At 61.3% G+C, this 21,465-nt stretch carries 16 protein-coding genes and 4 rRNA genes; 17 read left to right on the top strand and 3 right to left on the bottom strand.

Features of this window, described 5'->3' with window-relative positions:
* Positions 1-41: 41 nt before the first annotated feature.
* A complete protein-coding gene (locus JOF47_RS19565; RefSeq protein WP_210002079.1) occupies positions 42-350 on the top strand; it encodes a DUF2516 family protein in 309 nt (102 codons plus the stop codon).
* Positions 351-469: 119 nt separating this feature from the next.
* Here JOF47_RS19565 and JOF47_RS19560 read toward each other — a convergent pair whose 3' ends face one another.
* The gene (locus JOF47_RS19560) at positions 470-1,321 is read right to left on the bottom strand and encodes a class I SAM-dependent methyltransferase (protein WP_210002077.1); all 852 of its coding nucleotides are present in this window, start codon (positions 1,319-1,321) and stop codon (positions 470-472) included.
* An 85-nt stretch (positions 1,322-1,406) separates the two neighbouring features.
* Here JOF47_RS19560 and JOF47_RS19555 point away from each other — a divergent pair, with 85 nt between their 5' ends.
* The 5 genes from JOF47_RS19555 to JOF47_RS19535 all read left to right on the top strand — a co-directional run bounded on the left by JOF47_RS19555 (position 1,407) and on the right by JOF47_RS19535 (position 3,634).
* Positions 1,407-2,153, top strand: coding sequence for a phosphoglyceromutase (locus tag JOF47_RS19555; protein ID WP_210002075.1), 747 nt, complete (start codon positions 1,407-1,409; stop codon positions 2,151-2,153).
* 272 nt (positions 2,154-2,425) lie between these two features.
* Positions 2,426-2,620, top strand: a complete 195-nt coding sequence (locus JOF47_RS19550) for a hypothetical protein (RefSeq protein WP_210002073.1) — start codon at positions 2,426-2,428, stop codon at positions 2,618-2,620.
* Positions 2,620-2,832: a hypothetical protein gene (locus JOF47_RS19545; RefSeq protein ID WP_210002071.1), complete on the top strand. Its 213-nt coding sequence runs from the start codon at positions 2,620-2,622 to the stop codon at positions 2,830-2,832. The genes JOF47_RS19550 and JOF47_RS19545 overlap by 1 nt, the downstream gene beginning before the upstream one ends.
* A gap of 2 nt (positions 2,833-2,834) precedes the next feature.
* Entirely contained in the window at positions 2,835-3,155 is a 321-nt protein-coding gene (locus JOF47_RS19540) for an ArsR/SmtB family transcription factor (protein ID WP_210002069.1), read from the top strand.
* 176 nt (positions 3,156-3,331) lie between these two features.
* Positions 3,332-3,634 (top strand): DUF4193 domain-containing protein, encoded by a 303-nt coding sequence (locus JOF47_RS19535; RefSeq protein ID WP_210002067.1) that lies wholly within the window; start codon positions 3,332-3,334, stop codon positions 3,632-3,634.
* A 115-nt stretch (positions 3,635-3,749) separates the two neighbouring features.
* On the opposite strand, the gene phoU is transcribed toward JOF47_RS19535, so the two are convergent.
* A complete protein-coding gene (phoU, locus tag JOF47_RS19530; RefSeq protein WP_210002065.1) occupies positions 3,750-4,409 on the bottom strand; it encodes a phosphate signaling complex protein PhoU in 660 nt (219 codons plus the stop codon).
* A gap of 179 nt (positions 4,410-4,588) precedes the next feature.
* Here phoU and JOF47_RS19525 point away from each other — a divergent pair, with 179 nt between their 5' ends.
* Positions 4,589-5,806, top strand: coding sequence for a sensor histidine kinase (locus tag JOF47_RS19525; protein ID WP_210002063.1), 1,218 nt, complete (start codon positions 4,589-4,591; stop codon positions 5,804-5,806).
* Positions 5,803-6,483, top strand: a complete 681-nt coding sequence (locus JOF47_RS19520; protein ID WP_210002061.1) for a response regulator transcription factor — start codon at positions 5,803-5,805, stop codon at positions 6,481-6,483. The genes JOF47_RS19525 and JOF47_RS19520 overlap by 4 nt, the downstream gene beginning before the upstream one ends.
* Before the next feature lie 198 nt (positions 6,484-6,681).
* Here JOF47_RS19520 and JOF47_RS19515 read toward each other — a convergent pair whose 3' ends face one another.
* The gene (locus JOF47_RS19515; RefSeq protein WP_210002059.1) at positions 6,682-7,212 is read right to left on the bottom strand and encodes a hypothetical protein; all 531 of its coding nucleotides are present in this window, start codon (positions 7,210-7,212) and stop codon (positions 6,682-6,684) included.
* 311 nt (positions 7,213-7,523) lie between these two features.
* Between JOF47_RS19515 and JOF47_RS19510 the strand changes: the two genes are divergently transcribed.
* The 9 genes from JOF47_RS19510 to JOF47_RS19470 form a co-directional block, all read left to right on the top strand.
* Positions 7,524-8,006, top strand: coding sequence for a CarD family transcriptional regulator (locus JOF47_RS19510; protein ID WP_210002057.1), 483 nt, complete (start codon positions 7,524-7,526; stop codon positions 8,004-8,006).
* A gap of 135 nt (positions 8,007-8,141) precedes the next feature.
* The gene (gene ispD, locus JOF47_RS19505; protein WP_342592871.1) at positions 8,142-9,428 is read left to right on the top strand and encodes a 2-C-methyl-D-erythritol 4-phosphate cytidylyltransferase; all 1,287 of its coding nucleotides are present in this window, start codon (positions 8,142-8,144) and stop codon (positions 9,426-9,428) included.
* Positions 9,429-9,481: 53 nt separating this feature from the next.
* Positions 9,482-10,951 carry a cysteine--tRNA ligase gene (gene cysS, locus JOF47_RS19500; RefSeq protein WP_210002055.1) on the top strand — a complete coding sequence of 490 codons (1,470 nt, stop codon included), beginning with the start codon at positions 9,482-9,484 and terminating at the stop codon, positions 10,949-10,951.
* A gap of 104 nt (positions 10,952-11,055) precedes the next feature.
* Positions 11,056-12,057: a 23S rRNA (guanosine(2251)-2'-O)-methyltransferase RlmB gene (gene rlmB, locus JOF47_RS19495; RefSeq protein ID WP_210002053.1), complete on the top strand. Its 1,002-nt coding sequence runs from the start codon at positions 11,056-11,058 to the stop codon at positions 12,055-12,057.
* 233 nt (positions 12,058-12,290) lie between these two features.
* Positions 12,291-13,055, top strand: coding sequence for a GlgB N-terminal domain-containing protein (locus JOF47_RS19490; protein ID WP_210002051.1), 765 nt, complete (start codon positions 12,291-12,293; stop codon positions 13,053-13,055).
* A gap of 550 nt (positions 13,056-13,605) precedes the next feature.
* Positions 13,606-15,131 (top strand): 16S ribosomal RNA (locus tag JOF47_RS19485).
* A 570-nt stretch (positions 15,132-15,701) separates the two neighbouring features.
* A 23S ribosomal RNA gene (locus JOF47_RS19480) occupies positions 15,702-18,834 on the top strand.
* Positions 18,835-19,010: 176 nt separating this feature from the next.
* Positions 19,011-19,127: ribosomal RNA gene (gene rrf / locus JOF47_RS19475) — 5S ribosomal RNA — on the top strand.
* Positions 19,128-20,324: 1,197 nt separating this feature from the next.
* A 16S ribosomal RNA gene (locus tag JOF47_RS19470) occupies positions 20,325-21,465 on the top strand; the annotation flags it as partial.

Below are 21,465 nucleotides of genomic sequence, written 5' to 3'. Positions count from 1 at the left end.
AATTGCGGCACTCACGTGGCGGATGCGGCTAAGCTGAAACCATGTCTTTTGCCTTAGCGTTTGAGTTCTACCTGATGAAAGCGCTCAGCATCGTCGCGGCCGTCATTGCGATCATGGCCCTGGTCGATGCCGTGCGCCGCCCCGCCGCGAACTTCGTGCGCGAGGGCAAGCGGACCAAGCCGTTCTGGATGGCGATGACCGGCGCCGCGGTGTTGGTCTGCGGCCTGACGGCGCTTTCAGCAAACGGCGGTGGCGGCGTCTTCCAGCTCATTGGCGCCTGTATTGCCTGCGTGTACATGGCGGATGTGAAGCCCGCCGTGTCGGGCAAGGGCGGTTACTACCCGTACTAGACGGGCAGGTTGCCCACAAGGCGCAAAGTTTCGATCGCGGCGGCGGCATCCTGGTTTTCCGGGTGTTGCTGCCGCGGTTTTTTGCGTTTCCGGGTGGCTGAATTGGCTGCCGGCCGGACTCAGGCGACGTGGGCGAGTTCGCCGGTGCGCGGGGCCACGGCTTCCCAGCGGACGGTCATTTCGCCCAGGCGCCAGCGTGCGGCCGAATCGCAGATGGGCCAGCCGGTTGCGCGCAGCGAGCGGCACATTGCCACGAAACGCTGCTTGTTGCCGAACGATGCCAGCGGAGCCGCGGCCAGCCAGGCCGCATCCGCAGCCCGCAGGAAATCATGGATCCGCTCGCCCTCGATGTTGCGGTGGATCAGCGCCTTCGGCAGCCGTTCCGCGACATCGGAGGGAAGCGTGAAGGCCCCGAAACGCAGGGAAATGCTCAGGGATTGCGGTCCGTCCCGGGTGACGGCGACCCAGGAACTGCGCCGGCCGATTTCGTCGCAGGTGCCCTCGATGAGCACCCCATTCTCGGTGAGCCTGGAAGTCATGGTGTCCCAGATGCCGGCAACGTCGGCCTCGTCGTATTGGCGCAGGACGTTGAAGGCACGGATGACGGTGACGGGGGAAGAAACGGGGATTTCAAAGCCGCCCAGGCGGAATTCAAGGCCATCGAGGTCAAGGGCGGTGCCGCGGGCCACGCGTTCGGGTTCGATTTCGATGCCGAACACCCTGGCCCGCGGGGAAACTGCGCGCACCCGTTCAAAGAACTCGACCGCGGTGGCGGGCGATGCGCCGTATCCGAGGTCGACGGCAATGGGCGGGGCGCCGGTGACACCCGGGCGCAGGCGCCAGCCCTGGGGGCCCGTCATCCAGCGGTCAACGCGGCGCATGCGGTTGGGGTTTGTGGTGCCACGGGTGGCATGGCCCAAGGGGCGACCGGTTCGCGACCGTCCGCCGAGCCGAGTCGCTTTCTGAACCATTGATTTAATCCTAAAGTGTCCGACACCGCGACGCCTAGGAGTCACGAAACAAAGTAAGGCACTTCACCCTCGATAGAATGGGGCCATGACTTACACCCTGATCCTGCTTCGCCACGGGCAAAGCGAGTGGAACGAAAAGAACCTGTTCACCGGTTGGTACGACGTCACGCTCACCGAGCAGGGCCGTGCCGAAGCCACCCGCGGCGGCGAGCTGCTCACCGAGGCCGGCCTGGCCCCGTCGGTGCTGCACACCTCGCTGCTGAAGCGCGCCATCATCACCGCCAACCTGGCACTTGAGTCCGCGGACCTGAACTGGATCCCGGTCAAGCGCAGCTGGCGCCTGAACGAACGCCACTACGGCGCCCTGCAGGGCAAGGACAAGGCGCAGACCTTGGCCGAATACGGCGAGGAGCAGTTCATGGAGTGGCGCCGCAGCTACGACACCCCGCCGCCGCCACTGGCAGACGACTCGGAGTTCAGCCAGATCAACGATCCGCGCTACGCGGACCTGGGTGACGACGCCCCGCGCACTGAATGCCTCAAGGACGTCCTCGATCGCATGCTTCCGTACTGGGAAGACGAGATCAAGCCTGACCTGGCTTCGGGCAAGACCGTTCTGGTCACCGCGCACGGCAACTCGCTGCGCGCATTGGTCAAGCACCTGGACGGCATCAGCGACGAGGACATCGCCGGGTTGAACATCCCGACCGGCATCCCGCTGGTGTACGAACTGAACGATGACTTCACCCCGGTCACCCCGGGCGGCAAGTACCTTGACGCTGCCGCTGCCGCGGACGCCATCAAGGCCGTTGCAAACCAGGGCCGCCACTAAGGCTCTGGTTCGCCCCCGCCGCTGCGGGGTGCCAAGGGCTTGCTCCCTTTCCCGTAAGGGAGGGCGGCGGGCCCTTCGGTATTTAAGCATTCGGTAATTACAAGGAGCTGGCGCGGCACATGGAATATTTTTATTACAGGTGCAAGGGTGGGTTCATGCCGGAGAACCGCCCCCACCCAAGGAGAACCCGATGCGCCCCCTGAAGTTGCTTGCCTCGGGGGCCGGGGAAAACCCCATTCTTCCCAACGGATGGGAAATCGCCGCGACAATTCTTGGCTTCACTGTTCGTCGTTGCGCTCGTGGCGGCCCTGCTGATGCTCATCGTCAGGCTGGCACGCGGCTCCAAGGTGCGAACGGCCACCGGCAACGACAAGGCGCAACTGCAGGATGAGATCGCCCGGCGCACCGAATCCATCGAACACCGTCTGGGCAACATCGAGCGCACCCTTCAGGAGGTGGCCGAGTAATGCTTTCGACTTGGTACCTCGTGATGTTTTTGGTTTTCCTTGCCGTTGTCGGGCTGATTGCCGGCGCCGTCCTGCTCATCAAGGGACTCCGAAGCCGACCTCAAATCGCCGGCGAGGCCCTGCACCGGGACCGCGAGCATCTGGCGCGGCTCGAGGCCATCGACCAGCGCCTGGAGCGCCTCGAAAAAACACTGCACGACCTGCCATCCTGACCATGCCAGAGAAGCAACCCGCGGTTCCGCTGGCGGTGCGCCTTGCCGCGCTTGGCAGCGAACCGCGGTTGAGGATCCTGGCTGAACTCTCTGCAGGTCCGCTGCACGTATCGGAATTGGCCAGGCGTGTGTGGATGAGCCGGCAATTGCTGTATTTGCATCTGGCAAAGCTGGAGCAGGCAGGGTTCGTATCGGGTGTCGCGGACGTGGCGGACGACGGAAAAGCGCTGAAGCTCTTCGAGCTGAACGAGTTCGAGCTGAACGAGTTCGAGCTGAACGTCGACATCGCCCGGATAGTCGGCGAATACCCGCAAACCCCGTAGCCGGGATGCCGTCGCGAGATACCCCGAACGCCGGAGCGGCAGCGGCAGGTTGACTGCAATCGGACATAATTTGTTAATGCGAAGAGATAATTTTGAGCGCAAGCGGGTGCACGCACTGGTTGATGCGGTACTGTGCTGTCTCGACGTACCCCTGAATCATGTAAGGATCGCAATTCGTGGCAACTGACTATGATGAAGTTCGTCCGGACGTAGCCGAGGCCCGCAAGGCCTCGCTCGACGCGGTTAAGTCCGCCAACGCTCCGGATGCCCGCAGCGTAACGCTGGATCTGGACGAAGCCGACACCTCCGACGGTGTTGAACTGCCGGGTGCCGACCTGTCCAACGAGGAACTGACGGTCACCGTCGTTCCGCAAAAGGAAGACGAATTCCTCTGCGGCTCGTGCTTCCTGATTCGCCACCGCTCGCAGCTTGCTCGCGAAACCAACGGCGTTGGCTACTGCCTCGAGTGCGAGGGCTAAGAACGGGCCTTCGCGCCCGCCGGCAAACAAATACCGCTGGCCTTGCAATGGCCGGGGCAAAGCCCGAGCGCAAGCAAGACCAGCGGGTTGCTGTCTTAAGCGGCCAACCGGATGACTAGAATGCTTCGCTCACCGGCTCCCATTCGCCGGTGACGAGGTAGGAAACCTTGCGGGCAACCGATACGCCGTGGTCGCCGAAGCGTTCCAGGTAGCGGCTGGTCAGCGTGACATCGGCGGTCGTCGGGGCGGACTGGTCCCAATCGGCGGAGGCCACGACCTTGAAGATCGATGCGTGCAGCTTGTTGATCTTGGCGTTGAGCTCAATGATTTCGCGGGCAATGGCCAGATCGCGGGTGTCCAACAGCATTCCCAGCTTCTGCGCAATGGCGATGTCGAGCTCAGCCATTTCGGCGAAGATGGGTGCCACGGACGCAGGCACGACCTGCTGCGGGAAACGCAGTCGGGCCAGCTGGGCCACGTGTCGGGCCAGGTCGCCCATGCGTTCAAGGGAAGCGCTCATGCGCAGGGAGCCCACGATCATGCGCAGGTCGGATGCGACCGGGCCCTGAAGGGCCAGGACGTCGATGGCACGTTCGTCGAGTTGGGTCTGCAGAAAATCGATCTTCGCGTCCTCGGCGATGACTTCCTGGGCCAATTCGATGTCCGCATTGCGGAAGGACTCGAAGGCCCGTTCCATGGCCGAGGCCACTAGCTGCGACATCTGAATGAGCTCTTCACCGATTTGCTGCAAATCGGCCTGGAAAACCTTACGCACGCGGGCGTCCTTTCGTGATGGTGGCACCGCGTCCGGCACGGACGACGGAACTGTTCATGTCCATTCTTACAGCACCAGGTGAACCGATCGGGGGTTCAAGGTGAACGTTTAGTGAATGACTTTGGCAAATGCGGGATTCTGCCCGATCCGGTGCCTGTGCGCCAGATAGGCTAGAGGGCGTGAACGATGTCTTGCTTTCCGTGATTGCGGGCCTGGTCGGTTTGGCCCTGGGTGTTGTGGGCATCATGGCGTACCGTGGCTCGGTCCGGAGCCGGCGTGGCCTACCCACCGTGGGGGAACCAACCCTGCCCGAGGGTTCCGCTGCCGTGCTCTCGGTCATCGGGCGCGCCTTTGTCATCCTCGACGAGGTCGACGGGGTGGTGCGGGCAAACCCAGCGTCCTATGCCTACGGGCTGGTGCGCGGGCACACCCTGATCCATGAGGAATTGCGGTTGCTGGCACGCAAGGTACGCGCCGACGGCGTCATCGCCGAGCGGGAATTCGAACTGCCCCGGGGAACCATGGGTTCCTCGAGCCTGATCGTTCATGTGCGCGTCGCGCCGCTGGGGGATGAATACATCCTCCTGCTGGCCGACGACCGCACCGAAATCACACGCACCGAGGCAGTCCGCAACGACTTCGTGGCCAACGTGTCCCACGAGCTCAAGACGCCGGTGGGTGCCATTTCCCTGCTGGCCGAGGCCATCGACGGGGCGGCCGACGACCAAGTGGCGGTCCGCCGCTTCACTGCCAGGTTGCACAAGGAATCGGCACGGCTCGCGGCACTGGTCCAGGACATCATCGAACTCTCCAGGCTGCAGGGCACCAACGTGATGCTGCAGGGTGAAATCGTCGACATCAACGAGGTGCTGGCCGAGGCGGTTGACCGCAACAAGCTCCCGGCCGAGGAAAAGCGCATCAAGATCCTGGTGGGAGGAACCGTCGACCAGCCGGTCTTCGGTGATCGCGACCTGCTGATGACGGCCCTGCGCAACCTGATAGACAACGCGATCCGCTATTCGCCGGCAGACACCACCGTCGGGGTGGGACTGCGCCATCGCGACGGCCTGATCCAGATCTCGGTCACCGACCAGGGTCCCGGCATTTCCGCCGATGAACAGGAACGCATCTTTGAGCGGTTCTACCGCGTCGATGCGGCCCGGTCGAGGCAAACAGGGGGAACCGGGCTTGGATTGAGCATCGTCAAGCACGTGGTGGCCAACCACGGTGGAGAAATCACCGTGTGGTCCCAGCCTGGTCAAGGGTCGACCTTCACAGTTCGCTTGCCAATTTTGGACGAAACACCAGACCAAGACGCGGTAGCCCCCGCAGAGAAAAGCCCCAAACACAACACGGCCCATGCGCGCAACGCGCGGCCGGAAGGAGGACGGGGATGACCCGTATTTTGTTAGTCGAGGACGAGGAATCGCTCTCCGACCCGCTGTCTTACCTGCTGGAGAAGGAAGGCTTCGAGGTCCAGGTCGCTGAGGACGGGCTCAGCGCCGTCACAGAATTCGAGCGCCACGGGGCAGACCTGGTGTTGCTGGACCTGATGCTGCCGGGGCAACCCGGAACCGAGGTATTCAGGCAGATCCGGTCCACCTCTCAAGTGCCCGTCATCATGCTCACCGCCAAGGATTCGGAAATCGACAAGGTTGTCGGGCTGGAACTTGGTGCCGATGACTATGTCACGAAGCCCTATTCCTCGCGTGAACTTGTCGCCCGCATCCGTGCGGTGCTGCGCAGGCAGGGCGAGAGCGAAGAACTGGTCAGCAACATCGTCGCCGCGGGCCCGGTGCGCATGGATGTCGAACGGCACGTGGTTTCGGTGCGGAGTACCCCGGTCTCCATGCCGCTGAAGGAATTCGAGCTGCTGGAGTTGCTGCTTCGCAACACCGGCCGCGTGCTCACCCGCGGCCAGCTCATCGACCGGGTGTGGGGTTCGGACTACGTGGGGGACACCAAGACCCTCGACGTGCACGTCAAGCGCCTGCGTTCAAAAATCGAACCGGATCCGGCGGCCCCCGTCCACTTGGTGACGGTGCGCGGACTCGGCTACAAGTTCGAGGCCTAGACACCCGGTGCAGAGACCGGGATAAATTCCATAAATGGTGCGTCGGCCCCGGGGATACGGTTCCCCGGGGCCGACGCGTGGGTTGCGTCCACCGGCCGCGGGCAACAAAAAAACCGGGGCGTGGTCCGATCTTGTGTAGATCGGACCACGCCCCGGTTTGGTGGCTGTTGAATTACCGCGTGGCGGACAACGAGGTGCCTAGTGGTTTTCTTCAGACTTCGGCGACGGGGTCAGGTGCGACAGCTCGCTCTCGCTGAAGCCGCCCGGAACGTAGGGGCGGTATTCCTCGAGGACGCCGTTGACAACCGGGATGCCGACTTCGTCCGAGGAACCGCCGACGCTGAGCGTCGCCGTGGCCTGCAAGCCCGGCATTACGCCGGTGGCGGGCAGGATCGTCTTGTTGGCGTCCTTTTCGAGCTCGACTACCGACTTCGCCGGAACCTTGATGCTGACCGAACCGGTCGAAAGCTTCAAGTCCAGGGTCTGCGCGGTAGCGGTGTTGTTGAGGACGGAGCCAATCAGGCGGGCCTCATCATTTGCGCTCTTGGCGACAAGCATCATATTGCGCACTTCGAGATCAGCAATGTTCAGAACGATGCCATCGGAAGCAGCGTACTGCAAGGTCGTCGCTTGTTGGTTGATGGCGCTACAGCTGGTAAGGCCAAGGGCCAACATGGCCAGGGCAGCTGCCGCAACGGCGCGGCGTCCACGGTTTTTCTGTGCGGTCATCACGGCACAAACTCCTCAATCAGTTTCGAGTTCGGGTGAGCTAGCGGGCACACAGGATGCACCCGAGGGAGCCACTCTCCCCCCTAGCCTAATCGCTTTTTGCCCGAATGCATGATTTGGCCCCCGCGATAAGCGTCATCAAGGTGCTGATCATGGCTGGAATCGACCCCGAATCCGGCTATTTGCATAGCACTAGTTTCGCCGCTTGGGAAGAGCTAAATCCGCGCCATTACAAGGGAGTAGGGGAGTCGGTCGAACCATTTTCCGCAATTCCCGTGATAAACTAGTAAGTGGGAAAGGGGTTTATCCACATGGTTTTTGAGGTTGGCGAGACAGTTGTCTACCCGCACCACGGTGCAGCAATGATCGAAGAGATCAAGATGCGCACCATCAAGGGCGAAGAGAAGATGTATCTCAAGCTTAAGGTTGCCCAAGGCGATCTGACTATCGAGGTTCCGGCAGAAAATGTCGACCTTGTTGGTGTGCGCGATGTAGTTGGCCAAGAAGGTTTGGATCACGTCTTTGACGTGTTGCGAGCCGAGTTTACGGAGGAACCCACTAACTGGTCCCGCCGTTACAAGGCGAACCTGGAGAAGCTTGCTTCAGGTGACGTCATCAAGGTTGCAGAGGTCGTGCGTGACCTTTGGCGCCGAGATCATGACCGTGGCCTTTCCGCCGGCGAGAAGCGCATGTTGGCAAAGGCCCGCCAGATCCTGATCAGCGAACTTGCGCTGGCCAAGAAACTTGACGAAGACAAAGCCGAAAGCGTGCTTGACGAGGTTCTTGCCTCGTAGCATCCACGAAATTTGTAATGCTTGATCCCGATGGGGGGCCGAAACATCGAATGATGCTTCGGACCCCCATCGGCGTCTTAGGCAACCTGGCGCATCCCTCCCGGACGAGCCAGACAACACCGATAGTCTGGTGTGGTGAGTGGAGAAAACCCGAAAAGCGCCAAGCCGACCAAACGCACGGCCGTCATCGTCGTGGCCGCAGGTTCCGGAACCCGGCTCGGTTACGGCATGCCCAAGGCGCTGGTTCCCCTGAACAACCGGACGTTGCTGGAACATGCGCTTGACCGGATTGCCCTGGCAACTTGCCCCGACGAAGTCGTCGTCGTCCTGCCGGCGGGGGACAGCGAGCTCTCGGCGCTCTGTGCCAGTCACGAGTTGAACCCCCGGACAATTGCCGGGGGAGGCACCCGTAACGACTCGGTGCGCGCAGGCCTGTCCGCGCTCGGCCCCGGTGTCGAACAGGTGCTGATCCACGACTCCGCGCGGTGCCTGACCCCTCCGGAGGTTTTCGACTCAGTCGCGGGAGCACTTGCCGGTGGGGCAACGGCCGTGATTCCGGTGCTGCCGGTGGTGGACACCATCAAGACCGTCGCCCTGACCCCGGGGGCCGAACAGCCGCATGTGACGGGCACCCCCGCCCGGGAATTCCTGCGAGCGGTGCAAACCCCGCAGGGCTTCCACGCGGCGACACTGATCGCGGCACATGCCCAGGCCGACGGCTGGGACAAGGCCCGGGCCGAGGAAATCACCGATGACGCGATGCTCATGGAAAGGCTCGGGGAACGCGTGGACACGGTCCCCGGTTCACCGGAGGCCCTGAAAATCACAACACCCATGGACTTGCTCCTGGCGCAGTCGTTGCTGGGCGCGGGCACAACGGAAGGCCGCACCATGAACCAGTCCGACGAACAATCGATGCAGGCGGCCGCCCCCATGCTCATTCCGCGCACCGGCATCGGCATCGACGTCCACGCAATCGCCGACGCCTCCGAGCCACGGGACATGTGGCTGGCCGGGCTGCACTTCCCGGGCGTCCAGGGACTCTCCGGGCATTCCGACGGGGATGCGGTGGCTCACGCCGCCTGTGACGCCCTCTTTTCCGCCGCCGGGATCGGGGACCTGGGCACCCACTTCGGAACCGACCGCCCCGAATACGAGGGCGCCTCGGGAACCACCTTGCTGGCCGAGGCCGCACGGCTGGTGCGCGAGGCCGGATTCGAGGTCGGCAACGTGGCCGTCCAGTTCGTGGGCCGTCGACCCAAGTTCGCGGCCCGCCGCCTTGAAGCGGACGCGGTGCTCAGCGAAGCGGCCGGGGCACCCGTCACCGTCACCGCCACAACCTCCGACGGGCTGGGCTACGAGGGCGCGGGGGACGGGCTGACCGCCTACGCCACCGCGTTGGTGTATTCGGTCAAACGCTGAGCGCCGCAGCAGGTCCGCCCGTGAATCCACGCGGCCTCGGATAACCTTGGGTTGTGAGCATCCGTTTTTATGACACCAAGCAGGCAATCACCCGGGACTTCGTGCCCCTGATCGAGGGCAAGGTCGGGCTGTACTACTGCGGTGCCACGGTGCAGGGCATGCCGCACGTGGGCCACGTGCGCAGCGCCATCGCCTTCGACATCCTCACCCGCTGGCTGGAAAACCGCGGCTACGAGGTCACCGTGGTGCGCAATGTGACGGATATTGACGACAAGATCCTGGAGAAGTCCGCCGCCTCCTTCGGCGAGGACTTCGAGGAGGACGAGGACTACTTCGCCAACGAAGCCTGGTTTGCCCTGGCCTACCGCTTCGAGCAGGAGTTCGCCTCCGCCTACGACACCTTGGGCGTGCGCAGGCCAACCTACGAGCCGCGCGCCACCGGCCACATCACCGAGATGCACCAGCTGATCAATACGCTGATCGAGCGCGGCCACGCCTACCCGGCGCTTGACGGCTCCGGCGACGTGTACTTCGACGTCCGCTCCTTCCCGGCCTACGGCTCGCTGACGCACCAGAACGTCGATGACATGCAGGGCGCACCGGACGCCGATCCGCGCGGCAAGCGCGATCCGCGCGACTTCGCTCTCTGGAAGGGCCACAAGGACACCGACCCGGAAACCGCATCCTGGCCGAGCCCCTGGGGCGCCGGCCGCCCGGGCTGGCACCTGGAATGCTCCGCCATGGTCACCAAGTACCTCGGCACCGCCTTCGACATCCACGGCGGCGGCCTTGACCTGCGCTTCCCGCACCACGAGAACGAGATGGCCCAGTCGATGGCCGCCGGCCACGACTTCGCCAACTTCTGGATGCACAACGGCATGGTCACCTACCAGGGCGAGAAGATGTCCAAGTCCATCGGCAACACCATTTCGCCCGCCGAAATGCTGGAACTGGCCACCCCCCGAGTGGTCCGCTACTTCCTGGGCCAGGCGCACTACCGTTCGCAGCTGGACTACCGTCCGGAGTCGCTGGCGGAGGCCGGAGCCGCGGTGGAGCGCATCGACGGGTTCGTTGCCAACGCGCTGGCCCGCATCCACGGTGTCGGACCGAACGATGACTTCTCCATCGACATGCACCACTTCGAGGTCACCGAGGCCTTCGAATCGGCGATGAACGACGACCTCAACGTGCCCCAGGCCCTGGCCGCGCTGCATGAAACGGTGCGCCGCGGCAACACCGCGCTTGCCGCGGGCGACCTGGAAACCGCCGACGAGGCAATGCAACAGGTCATGGCGATGACCTACGCGCTCGGCCTGGATGACACCATCGAACAGGGCGGTGCGGCGAACGCTGCACAGGGCGCTGCACTCGACGTTTTGGTTGCCGCGCAGCTCGCGGACCGGGCTGCCGCCCGCGCGGCCAAGGACTGGGCCCGCTCGGATGCCATCCGCGACACCCTGGCCGCCGCCGGAATCGTCGTGGAGGATTCCGCGGACGGGGCCCGCTGGAGCCTGAAAGCGTAAGTTGCCCCACAAAGCGCATTATTTTTGCGCAACGTGTCGCTAAAATAGGTAGGCGGCGAGTGAAATCGCCGTGCAATCCGCCCCGACCCAAGGAATACACCATCATGTCTGCTGCACAGAAGCGCTCCGGCGCCGTACGCAAGAGCAAGAAGGGCCCCTCCGTCGGAACCGGCGGATACGGCCGCAAGGCCCTCGAAGGCAAGGGCCCGACGCCCAAGGCCGAGGACCGCCCGTACCACAAGGCTTTCAAGAACAAGGAGCTCGCAGAGCGCTCCGCCGCCAAGCGCGGCAACACCACCAAGGGCGGCTCCGCCCCGCGTGGCCGCAGCACCAGCCGCAGCAAGGGCAGCGAAGAACTGGTCACCGGCCGCAACTCGGTCGTCGAGTCGCTGCGCGCAGGCATCCCGGCCAAGGCCCTGTACCTTGCCATCCGCATTGAGATGGACGAGCGCGTCCGCGAGTCGCTGAAGATCGCCGCCGAGCGCGGCATCCCCGTGCTGGAAACCGGCAAGGCCGAGCTTGACCGCATGACCGACGAGGCCATCCACCAGGGCCTGGTCCTGCAGATCCCGCCGTACGACTACAAGGATGCGCTGGAGACCGTCAAGTCGACGATCGCCAAGTACAACAAGGGCCACATCAAGAACGCCCCGTTGTTCGTTGCACTCGACGGCATCACCGATCCGCGCAACCTCGGTGCCATCATCCGTTCGGCCTCGGCCTTCAACGCCCACAGCGTGATCGTTCCCGAGCGCCGCTCCGTAGGCCTGACCGCCTCGGCCTGGAAGACCAGCGCCGGCGCCGCGGTTCGCGTTCCCGTGACCCGCGCCCCGAACCTGAACTCCACGCTCAAGGGCATGAAGGAAGCCGGCGTCTTCGTGATCGGCCTGGACGGCGACGGCGACGTTTCGCTTCCCGACCTCGGCCTGGCCACCGAGCCGCTGTGCATCGTCGTTGGTTCCGAGGGCAAGGGTCTGTCCCGCTTGGTCCGCGAAAACTGCGATTCGATCGTGTCGATCCCGATCAACTCCGGCATGGAGTCGTTGAACGCTTCTATGGCCGTGGGCATCACCCTCTACGAGGTTTCGCGCAAGCGCAGCGCCTAAGTACCTTTGGCTTCCCTGCGCCGAACCGCGCAGGGCGGCATTTCATAAACGACGGTGGTTCCCGGATTCGACAAGGATCCGGGAACCACCGTCGTTTAACGGCTATTCCCAGGCCGGTTGATTCTCGGTAGCGTGGGTAGAGAGCCGGATGAATGCTTGAGCAGTTCAAGTGCGCACAACCGACGCACCAATGATTTGGTCGGTGGCGCCTGTGAGGGAACGGGGATGTCGCCATGGGGCAGCCGCAGATCGAATCCGACGACTATGCACCGCACCGACTCGATGAATCGTTGGGTGCGCCGTTGCATGTGCAGATTCCCGTGCTTGAAGCCGTTGACCGAGGCGAATACAGGGCACCGCATGCGGTGCTCGGGCCGCACTTGAACATGGTCGGGCACGTCGGGGTGCGGACCCTGCAGCGCGGTGTCATCGGCGTGAATGTTCTCAGCGGCGCAGGGACATTCCCCATGCGCCGGGAGCTGGGGGACATCTGGGACGCGCTGCTCGAATCCAAGGAGATCGGGCGTGTCCCCGATTACCGGATCCAGCGGATCGAGAAGGACGGGTCGACGGTGACCCTCGACGATCCATATAGGCATGCGCCACGGCTGGGGGAACTGGAGCTGTATCGGTTGCGGACAGGCGGCCAGGAAGTGCAGCGGCATTTGCTCGGTGCACACTTGCAGCACTACACATCTCCCATGGGCGAGGTTGAAGGCACGGGATTCGTGGTTCACTGCGAGGACGTGACGGCAGTCAGGGTTTGCGGGGACTTCAATATCTGGAATGGGTCGACCCACGCCATGCGGCGACTCGGAAACAGCTGGATTTGGGAGATCTTCATTCCCGGGGTCGGTCTTGGCACGAAGTACCGGTTCGAATACCTCGAGCCGACCGGTACATGGGTTGAGTATGCCGATCCGCTCGGGCACTACTCCACCGAAGATCCCGACACCATCTGTCTGGTGCAGGCCGAAGGGTTTGAGGGCGAGGAATGAGCGTCCAGGATTAGCGGAGGCGAACGCGCAGGAAATTGTGGGACAGTTCACAGAAACTGGATTGTGCCCGATTTCCGTCTTTTTCGGGTGTTCCGGGGCCGTTGCCCCCGTCTTTGCGGGGTTTCCGGGTTCCGACCGGCGGGGAGGGGCCCGGTTGGACTTCCGGGGCCGGGGCGCGTAGAGTTGTTTCTCGCGCCGGACACCGCAGCGTAGCCCGAAAGGGAAACGGGCGGGGGTTGGCGAGAAGGATTTTGGAAGAACACCGGATGTCGAATTGACTCCGGGTTGCTTCCGGACTAAGGTAGTGAAGTTGCTCCAGAGCGAAGCGCCGGCGGTTGGTAAGCCCGGGTCGTGGAGGTTGGAAGCGTCTGTTGTTTGAGAACTCAATAGTGTGCCAAGTTTGTTGATACCAATTTATTTATTTTATTGGTGAATGGTTTCAGGGTCCGCACCCCCGTGCGGGGACCTGGGGCAATTTGCCGGGATTTTTTTTACTTGGTGCAACCCGGCCGACTTTTTCCAGTCGGCGTGATGGTTGTGTCTGTATTTTTTTACGGAGAGTTTGATCCTGGCTCAGGATGAACGCTGGCGGCGTGCTTAACACATGCAAGTCGAACGATGACCCCCAGCTTGCTGGGGTGATTAGTGGCGAACGGGTGAGTAACACGTGAGTAACCTGCCCCTGACTCTGGGATAAGCCCGGGAAACTGGGTCTAATACTGGATATGCACCGTGGACCGCATGGTCCTTGGTGGAAAGATTTTTTGGTCAGGGATGGACTCGCGGCCTATCAGCTTGTTGGTGAGGTAATGGCTCACCAAGGCGACGACGGGTAGCCGGCCTGAGAGGGTGACCGGCCACACTGGGACTGAGACACGGCCCAGACTCCTACGGGAGGCAGCAGTGGGGAATATTGCACAATGGGCGAAAGCCTGATGCAGCGACGCCGCGTGAGGGATGACGGCCTTCGGGTTGTAAACCTCTTTCAGTAGGGAAGAAGCGAAAGTGACGGTACCTGCAGAAGAAGCGCCGGCTAACTACGTGCCAGCAGCCGCGGTAATACGTAGGGCGCAAGCGTTATCCGGAATTATTGGGCGTAAAGAGCTCGTAGGCGGTTTGTCGCGTCTGCCGTGAAAGTCCGAGGCTCAACCTCGGATCTGCGGTGGGTACGGGCAGACTAGAGTGATGTAGGGGAGACTGGAATTCCTGGTGTAGCGGTGAAATGCGCAGATATCAGGAGGAACACCGATGGCGAAGGCAGGTCTCTGGGCATTAACTGACGCTGAGGAGCGAAAGCATGGGGAGCGAACAGGATTAGATACCCTGGTAGTCCATGCCGTAAACGTTGGGCACTAGGTGTGGGGGACATTCCACGTTTTCCGCGCCGTAGCTAACGCATTAAGTGCCCCGCCTGGGGAGTACGGCCGCAAGGCTAAAACTCAAAGGAATTGACGGGGGCCCGCACAAGCGGCGGAGCATGCGGATTAATTCGATGCAACGCGAAGAACCTTACCAAGGCTTGACATGTGCCAGACCGCCGTGGAAACACGGTTTCCCCTTTGGGGCTGGTTCACAGGTGGTGCATGGTTGTCGTCAGCTCGTGTCGTGAGATGTTGGGTTAAGTCCCGCAACGAGCGCAACCCTCGTTCTATGTTGCCAGCGCGTCAAGGCGGGGACTCATAGGAGACTGCCGGGGTCAACTCGGAGGAAGGTGGGGACGACGTCAAATCATCATGCCCCTTATGTCTTGGGCTTCACGCATGCTACAATGGCCGGTACAATGGGTTGCGATACTGTGAGGTGGAGCTAATCCCAAAAAGCCGGTCTCAGTTCGGATTGGGGTCTGCAACTCGACCCCATGAAGTCGGAGTCGCTAGTAATCGCAGATCAGCAACGCTGCGGTGAATACGTTCCCGGGCCTTGTACACACCGCCCGTCAAGTCACGAAAGTTGGTAACACCCGAAGCCGGTGGCCTAACCCCTTGTGGGAGGGAGCCGTCGAAGGTGGGACCGGCGATTGGGACTAAGTCGTAACAAGGTAGCCGTACCGGAAGGTGCGGCTGGATCACCTCCTTTCTAAGGAGCAACTAACACCAAGCGACCACGCCAAAGTGCGGGGAACCGTGGGTGTTCAGTGCTGCTCGCATCCACCACTTGTGTTGGTGGGCGAGTGCTCAAGGGTGGAATATCAACAAGCAACGGCCGTCCGGTTTCGGGCACGATCGACCAGTACGCCGCACCTTGTGTGTGGTTGGAACGTGGGTGGTGTCCGGGGGTGGAACGGTCTTTTGGCACACTGTTGGGTCCTGGATCAACAGGCCCGGCGCATTCCCTTCGGGGGTGTTCCGGTTCGGTTTTTTCTGGTTTCCCGCGCATGGCCTAAGCCGCACAGTCCGCACCCGGAAGGGTGTGTGTGTCGGTGGTGGGTGTGACGGGGTTGTTGTTTGGGAACTGTATAGTGGACGCGAGCATCTTGTGAAGCAAGATCAAGAGCCGGTGGCCTTCGGGTCGGCGGTGTTTTTGTCTTGTTTTGCATAAGCAATTTCTTAAGAATTATTGAACCTGGTGGACATGCCTTGTGTGTGTCTTTCTTGGTTCTTTCGATTGTAATTAATTAAGCTCATGTAAATTTTTGATCATGTTTGTGGTCAAGTTTTTAAGAGCGCACGGTGGATGCCTTGGCATTGGGAGCCGAAGAAGGACGTGGGAATCTGCGATAAGCCTGGAGGAGTCGATAACCGGACGTTGATACCAGGATTTCCGAATGGGGAAACCCCGCACCATGTCATGTGGTGTGACCCGCAGCTGAACACATAGGCTGCGTGGAGGGAACGCGGGGAAGTGAAACATCTCAGTACCCGCAGGAAGAGAAAACAAAAGTGATTCCGTTAGTAGTGGCGAGCGAACGCGGAAGGGGCTAAACCGGTCCATGTGTGATAGCCGGCGGGCGTTGCATGGCCGGGGTTGTGGGACTTTTACGTTCTGGTTCTGCCGGACCAGTGAAGTGAGGTGCGGGCGTATAGGCGAACCGGTTTGAATGCCGGACCATAGAGGGTGAGAGTCCCGTAGTGCCAATGCGTGTCTGCCGCTTTGTGAGAGCATCCCAAGTAGGACGGGGCCCGAGAAATCCCGTTTGAATCCGCCAGGACCACCTGGTAAGCCTAAATACTACCCAATGACCGATAGCGGATAAGTACCGTGAGGGAATGGTGAAAAGTACCCCGGGAGGGGAGTGAAATAGTACCTGAAACCGTGCGCTTACAATCCGTTGGAGCCTCCTTGTTGGGGTGACAGCGTGCCTTTTGAAGAATGAGCCTGCGAGTTAGTGTTACGTCGCGAGGTTAACCCGTGTGGGGAAGCCGTAGCGAAAGCGAGTCTGAATAGGGCGAGTTAGTGGCGTGATCTAGACCCGAAGCGAAGTGATCTACCCATGGCCAGGTTGAAGCGCGTGTAAGAGCGCGTGGAGGACCGAACCCACTTCAGTTGAAAATGGAGGGGATGAGCTGTGGGTAGGGGTGAAAGGCCAATCAAACTTCGTGATAGCTGGTTCTCCCCGAAATGCATTTAGGTGCAGCGTTGCGTGTTTCTTACCGGAGGTAGAGCTACTGGATGGCTAATGGGCCCTACAAGGTTACTGACGTCAGCCAAACTCCGAATGCCGGTAAGTGAGAGCGCAGCAGTGAGACTGTGGGGGATAAGCTTCATAGTCGAGAGGGAAACAGCCCAGAACGCCAACTAAGGCCCCTAAGCGTGTGCTAAGTGGAAAAGGATGTGGAGTTGCGAAGACAACCAGGAGGTTGGCTTAGAAGCAGCCATCCTTGAAAGAGTGCGTAATAGCTCACTGGTCAAGTGATTCCGCGCCGACAATGTAGCGGGGCTCAAGCACACCGCCGAAGTTGCGTCATTCAAATATTGGTAGGCCTTCGTGGTCCAGCCGTTTGGATGGGTAGGGGAGCGTCGTGTGGGCAGTGAAGTCGCGGTGTAAACCAGCGGTGGAGCCCACACGAGTGAGAATGCAGGCATGAGTAGCGAATGACGGGTGAGAAACCCGTCCGCCGAATGATCAAGGGTTCCAGGGTCAAGCTAATCTGCCCTGGGTAAGTCGGGACCTAAGGCGAGGCCGACAGGCGTAGTCGATGGACAACGGGTTGATATTCCCGTACCGGCAAAAAACCGCCCATAGCGAACCGGTGATGCTAACCGCCCCAACCACCCACCGTGGAGCCTTCGGGCTTTGCACCGGGTGTGCGGCGCGGGACCCGAACCGGGGAGTTAAGCGTATTAACAGGTGTGACGCAGGAAGGTAGCCGAGCCAGGCAATGGAATTGACCTGGTCCAAGGATGTAGGGCGAGTCGTAGGCAAATCCGCGACTCACATAAGCCTGAGACCCGATAGGCGCCCCCCTCGGGGGGTGATTCGGTGATCCTATGCTGCCAAGAAAAGCATCGACGCGAGGTTTTAGCCGCCCGTACCCCAAACCGACACAGGTGATCAGGTAGAGAATACTAAGGCGATCGAGAGAATCATGGTTAAGGAACTCGGCAAAATGCCCCCGTAACTTCGGGAGAAGGGGGGCCTGCCCCGTGACCGCCACTTGCTGGCGTGAGCGGGTGTGGGCCGCAGAGACCAGGGGGAAGCGACTGTTTACTAAAAACACAGGTCCGTGCGAAGTCGCAAGACGATGTATACGGACTGACTCCTGCCCGGTGCTGGAAGGTTAAGAGGACCGGTTAGCCCCTTGTGGGCGAAGCTGAGAATTTAAGCCCCAGTAAACGGCGGTGGTAACTATAACCATCCTAAGGTAGCGAAATTCCTTGTCGGGTAAGTTCCGACCTGCACGAATGGAGTAACGACTTCCCCGCTGTCTCAACCATGAACTCGGCGAAATTGCACTACGAGTAAAGATGCTCGTTACGCGCAGCAGGACGGAAAGACCCCGAGACCTTTACTATAGTTTGGTATTGGTGTTCGGTGCAGCTTGTGTAGGATAGGTGGGAGACTGTGAAGCCCGGACGCTAGTTCGGGTGGAGTCATCGTTGAAATACCACTCTGGCTGTACCGGTCACCTAACTTCGGCCCATAATCTGGGTCAGGGACAGTGCCTGATGGGTAGTTTAACTGGGGCGGTTGCCTCCTAAAAAGTAACGGAGGCGCCCAAAGGTTCCCTCAGCCTGGTTGGCAATCAGGTGTCGAGTGTAAGTGCACAAGGGAGCTTGACTGTGAGAGCGACAGCTCGAGCAGGGACGAAAGTCGGGACTAGTGATCCGGCGGCACGTTGTGGAACGGCCGTCGCTCAACGGATAAAAGGTACCTCGGGGATAACAGGCTGATCTTGCCCAAGAGTCCATATCGACGGCATGGTTTGGCACCTCGATGTCGGCTCGTCGCATCCTGGGGCTGGAGTAGGTCCCAAGGGTTGGGCTGTTCGCCCATTAAAGCGGTACGCGAGCTGGGTTTAGAACGTCGTGAGACAGTTCGGTCCCTATCCGCTGCGCGCGCAGGAAATTTGAGAAGAGCTGTCCTTAGTACGAGAGGACCGGGACGGACGAACCTCTGGTGTGTCAGTTGTACTGCCAAGTGCACCGCTGATTGGCTACGTTCGGAAGGGATAACCGCTGAAAGCATCTAAGCGGGAAGCCCACTTCAAGATGAGATTTCCATGCACGCTTGTCGTGCGAGAGGCCCCCAGCAGACCACTGGGTTGATAGGCGGGATGTGGAAGCGAGGACCAAAGACTCGTGAAGCTGACCCGTACTAATAGGCCGACAACTTAAACCACAAACACCACACACATTGATGTGTGGCGAGAAACGCTGCGTCCACTATACGGTCCCGAAACAACAACCCATTGTTTTTTCGCGGAACAACCAAACATGTATCACCACTAGTGATACCACTGTAACCCCAGGTTCACCACGCCGCCGGAGCATGCTCCGCGGCGGCGGTACAGGAGTTACGGCGGTCATAGCGTGGGGGAAACGCCCGGTCCCATACCGAACCCGGAAGCTAAGACCCACAGCGCCGATGGTACTGCACTCGGGAGGGTGTGGGAGAGTAGGACACCGCCGGACCATTATTTGACGGAAGGACCCCCGGGCCACGCGCCCGGGGGTCCTTCCGCATTTAACCCGCCCCCCGCTTTGTGCCCGTGGCCGGAAAACACCTGGCCCCGCACCCGCTGCGGGCCTTTTTCCTTTTAACCCCGGCCCCAGGCCGGGGCCTTTTTGCTTTAACGGGTCCGCCGCCCGGGGTGCCCTGGCTGCACCGGGCCGGTGTCGGTGGTGGGGGTTGTGGGGGATGGGGGCGCTTCCCAGTCGGGTGCGGGGTTCCTGCCGGGCCTCCGGTGGCCGGCCCCCCGCCCCCCGCACGTTGCGGGGGGCCTTTTCCCTTTTAACCGCCCCGCCCCGCCCCGCCCCCGGCCCCCGCACGTTGCGGGGGCCTTTTCCCTTTAACGGGACCGCCGCCCGGGGGCCGGGGGGTCCTTCCCGGCCGGCGTCCCGTGCGGGCCGCACCGCCCCCGGGTGCCCGGGGTGCCCGCGGTGGGGGTTGTGGGGGATGGCGGGGTGTCCGCCGGCGCGGCCGGTGTCCCTGTCCGGCGCTTTGTCCTGGTCGGGCATCCTGGTCGGGCATCCCGGGGCGGGTGCCCTTTTGCAGTGCGGTGCGGTGTTCGGGTGCGGGTTTTGTCCGGTGGCCGGGTGTTGGGGTGGCGGGTGTTGCGGGGGTCACAGGGTGGTTTTTGGGGGTGCGGGGTGCTTTCGGGGCCCCGGCGGGGCGCTTGGGGCCGGTGCGGCGGGGTTTTGGGGGCGGGAGGGCCCCGATTTGCGCAAGCGGCCGAAGGCGTGTATTGTTTTCTGAGTTGCCGGGATGAGGACAGCGGGTAAAGCCGCTGGGGATCTCCCGGTCGACCATCCTTCTTACCCCCAGCAAGTCACCGGTTTTTCCGGTGCCTTGCGGCGCGGTTCGGCGGGGCGGGTAGCACCGGTTGGTGCGATTTGCTCTTCGACACGCGGTGGGTTAGGCTGGATAAGTTGCTCCAGAGCGAAGCGCCGGCGGTTGGTAAGCCCGGGTCGTGGAGGTTGGAAGCGTCTGTTGTTTGAGAACTCAATAGTGTGCCAAGTTTGTTGATACCAATTTATTTATTTTATTGGTGAATGGTTTCAGGGTCCGCACCCCCGTGCGGGGACCTGGGGCAATTTGCCGGGATTTTTTTTACTTGGTGCAACCCGGCCGACTTTTTCCAGTCGGCGTGATGGTTGTGTCTGTATTTTTTTACGGAGAGTTTGATCCTGGCTCAGGATGAACGCTGGCGGCGTGCTTAACACATGCAAGTCGAACGATGACCCCCAGCTTGCTGGGGTGATTAGTGGCGAACGGGTGAGTAACACGTGAGTAACCTGCCCCTGACTCTGGGATAAGCCCGGGAAACTGGGTCTAATACTGGATATGCACCGTGGACCGCATGGTCCTTGGTGGAAAGATTTTTTGGTCAGGGATGGACTCGCGGCCTATCAGCTTGTTGGTGAGGTAATGGCTCACCAAGGCGACGACGGGTAGCCGGCCTGAGAGGGTGACCGGCCACACTGGGACTGAGACACGGCCCAGACTCCTACGGGAGGCAGCAGTGGGGAATATTGCACAATGGGCGAAAGCCTGATGCAGCGACGCCGCGTGAGGGATGACGGCCTTCGGGTTGTAAACCTCTTTCAGTAGGGAAGAAGCGAAAGTGACGGTACCTGCAGAAGAAGCGCCGGCTAACTACGTGCCAGCAGCCGCGGTAATACGTAGGGCGCAAGCGTTATCCGGAATTATTGGGCGTAAAGAGCTCGTAGGCGGTTTGTCGCGTCTGCCGTGAAAGTCCGAGGCTCAACCTCGGATCTGCGGTGGGTACGGGCAGACTAGAGTGATGTAGGGGAGACTGGAATTCCTGGTGTAGCGGTGAAATGCGCAGATATCAGGAGGAACACCGATGGCGAAGGCAGGTCTCTGGGCATTAACTGACGCTGAGGAGCGAAAGCATGGGGAGCGAACAGGATTAGATACCCTGGTAGTCCATGCCGTAAACGTTGGGCACTAGGTGTGGGGGACATTCCACGTTTTCCGCGCCGTAGCTAACGCATTAAGTGCCCCGCCTGGGGAGTACGGCCGCAAGGCTAAAACTCAAAGGAATTGACGGGGGCCCGCACAAGCGGCGGAGCATGCGGATTAATTCGATGCAACGCGAAGAACCTTACCAAGGCTTGACATGTGCCAGACCGCCGTGGAAACACGGTTTCCCCTTTGGGGCTGGTTCACAGGTGGTGCATGGTTGTCGTCAGCTCGTGTCGTGAGATGTTGGGTTAAGTCCCGCAACGAGCGCAACCCTCGTTCTATGTTGCCAGCGCGTCAAGGCGGGGACTCATAGGAGACTGC

Origin of the sequence: Paeniglutamicibacter kerguelensis, from assembly GCF_017876535.1 — a bacterium.
In the GTDB taxonomy this organism is placed as follows: Bacteria; Actinomycetota; Actinomycetes; order Actinomycetales; family Micrococcaceae; genus Paeniglutamicibacter; species Paeniglutamicibacter kerguelensis.
Note: the sequence above shows the minus strand (reverse complement) of the source record. Positions and strands in the feature narration are given on the sequence as shown.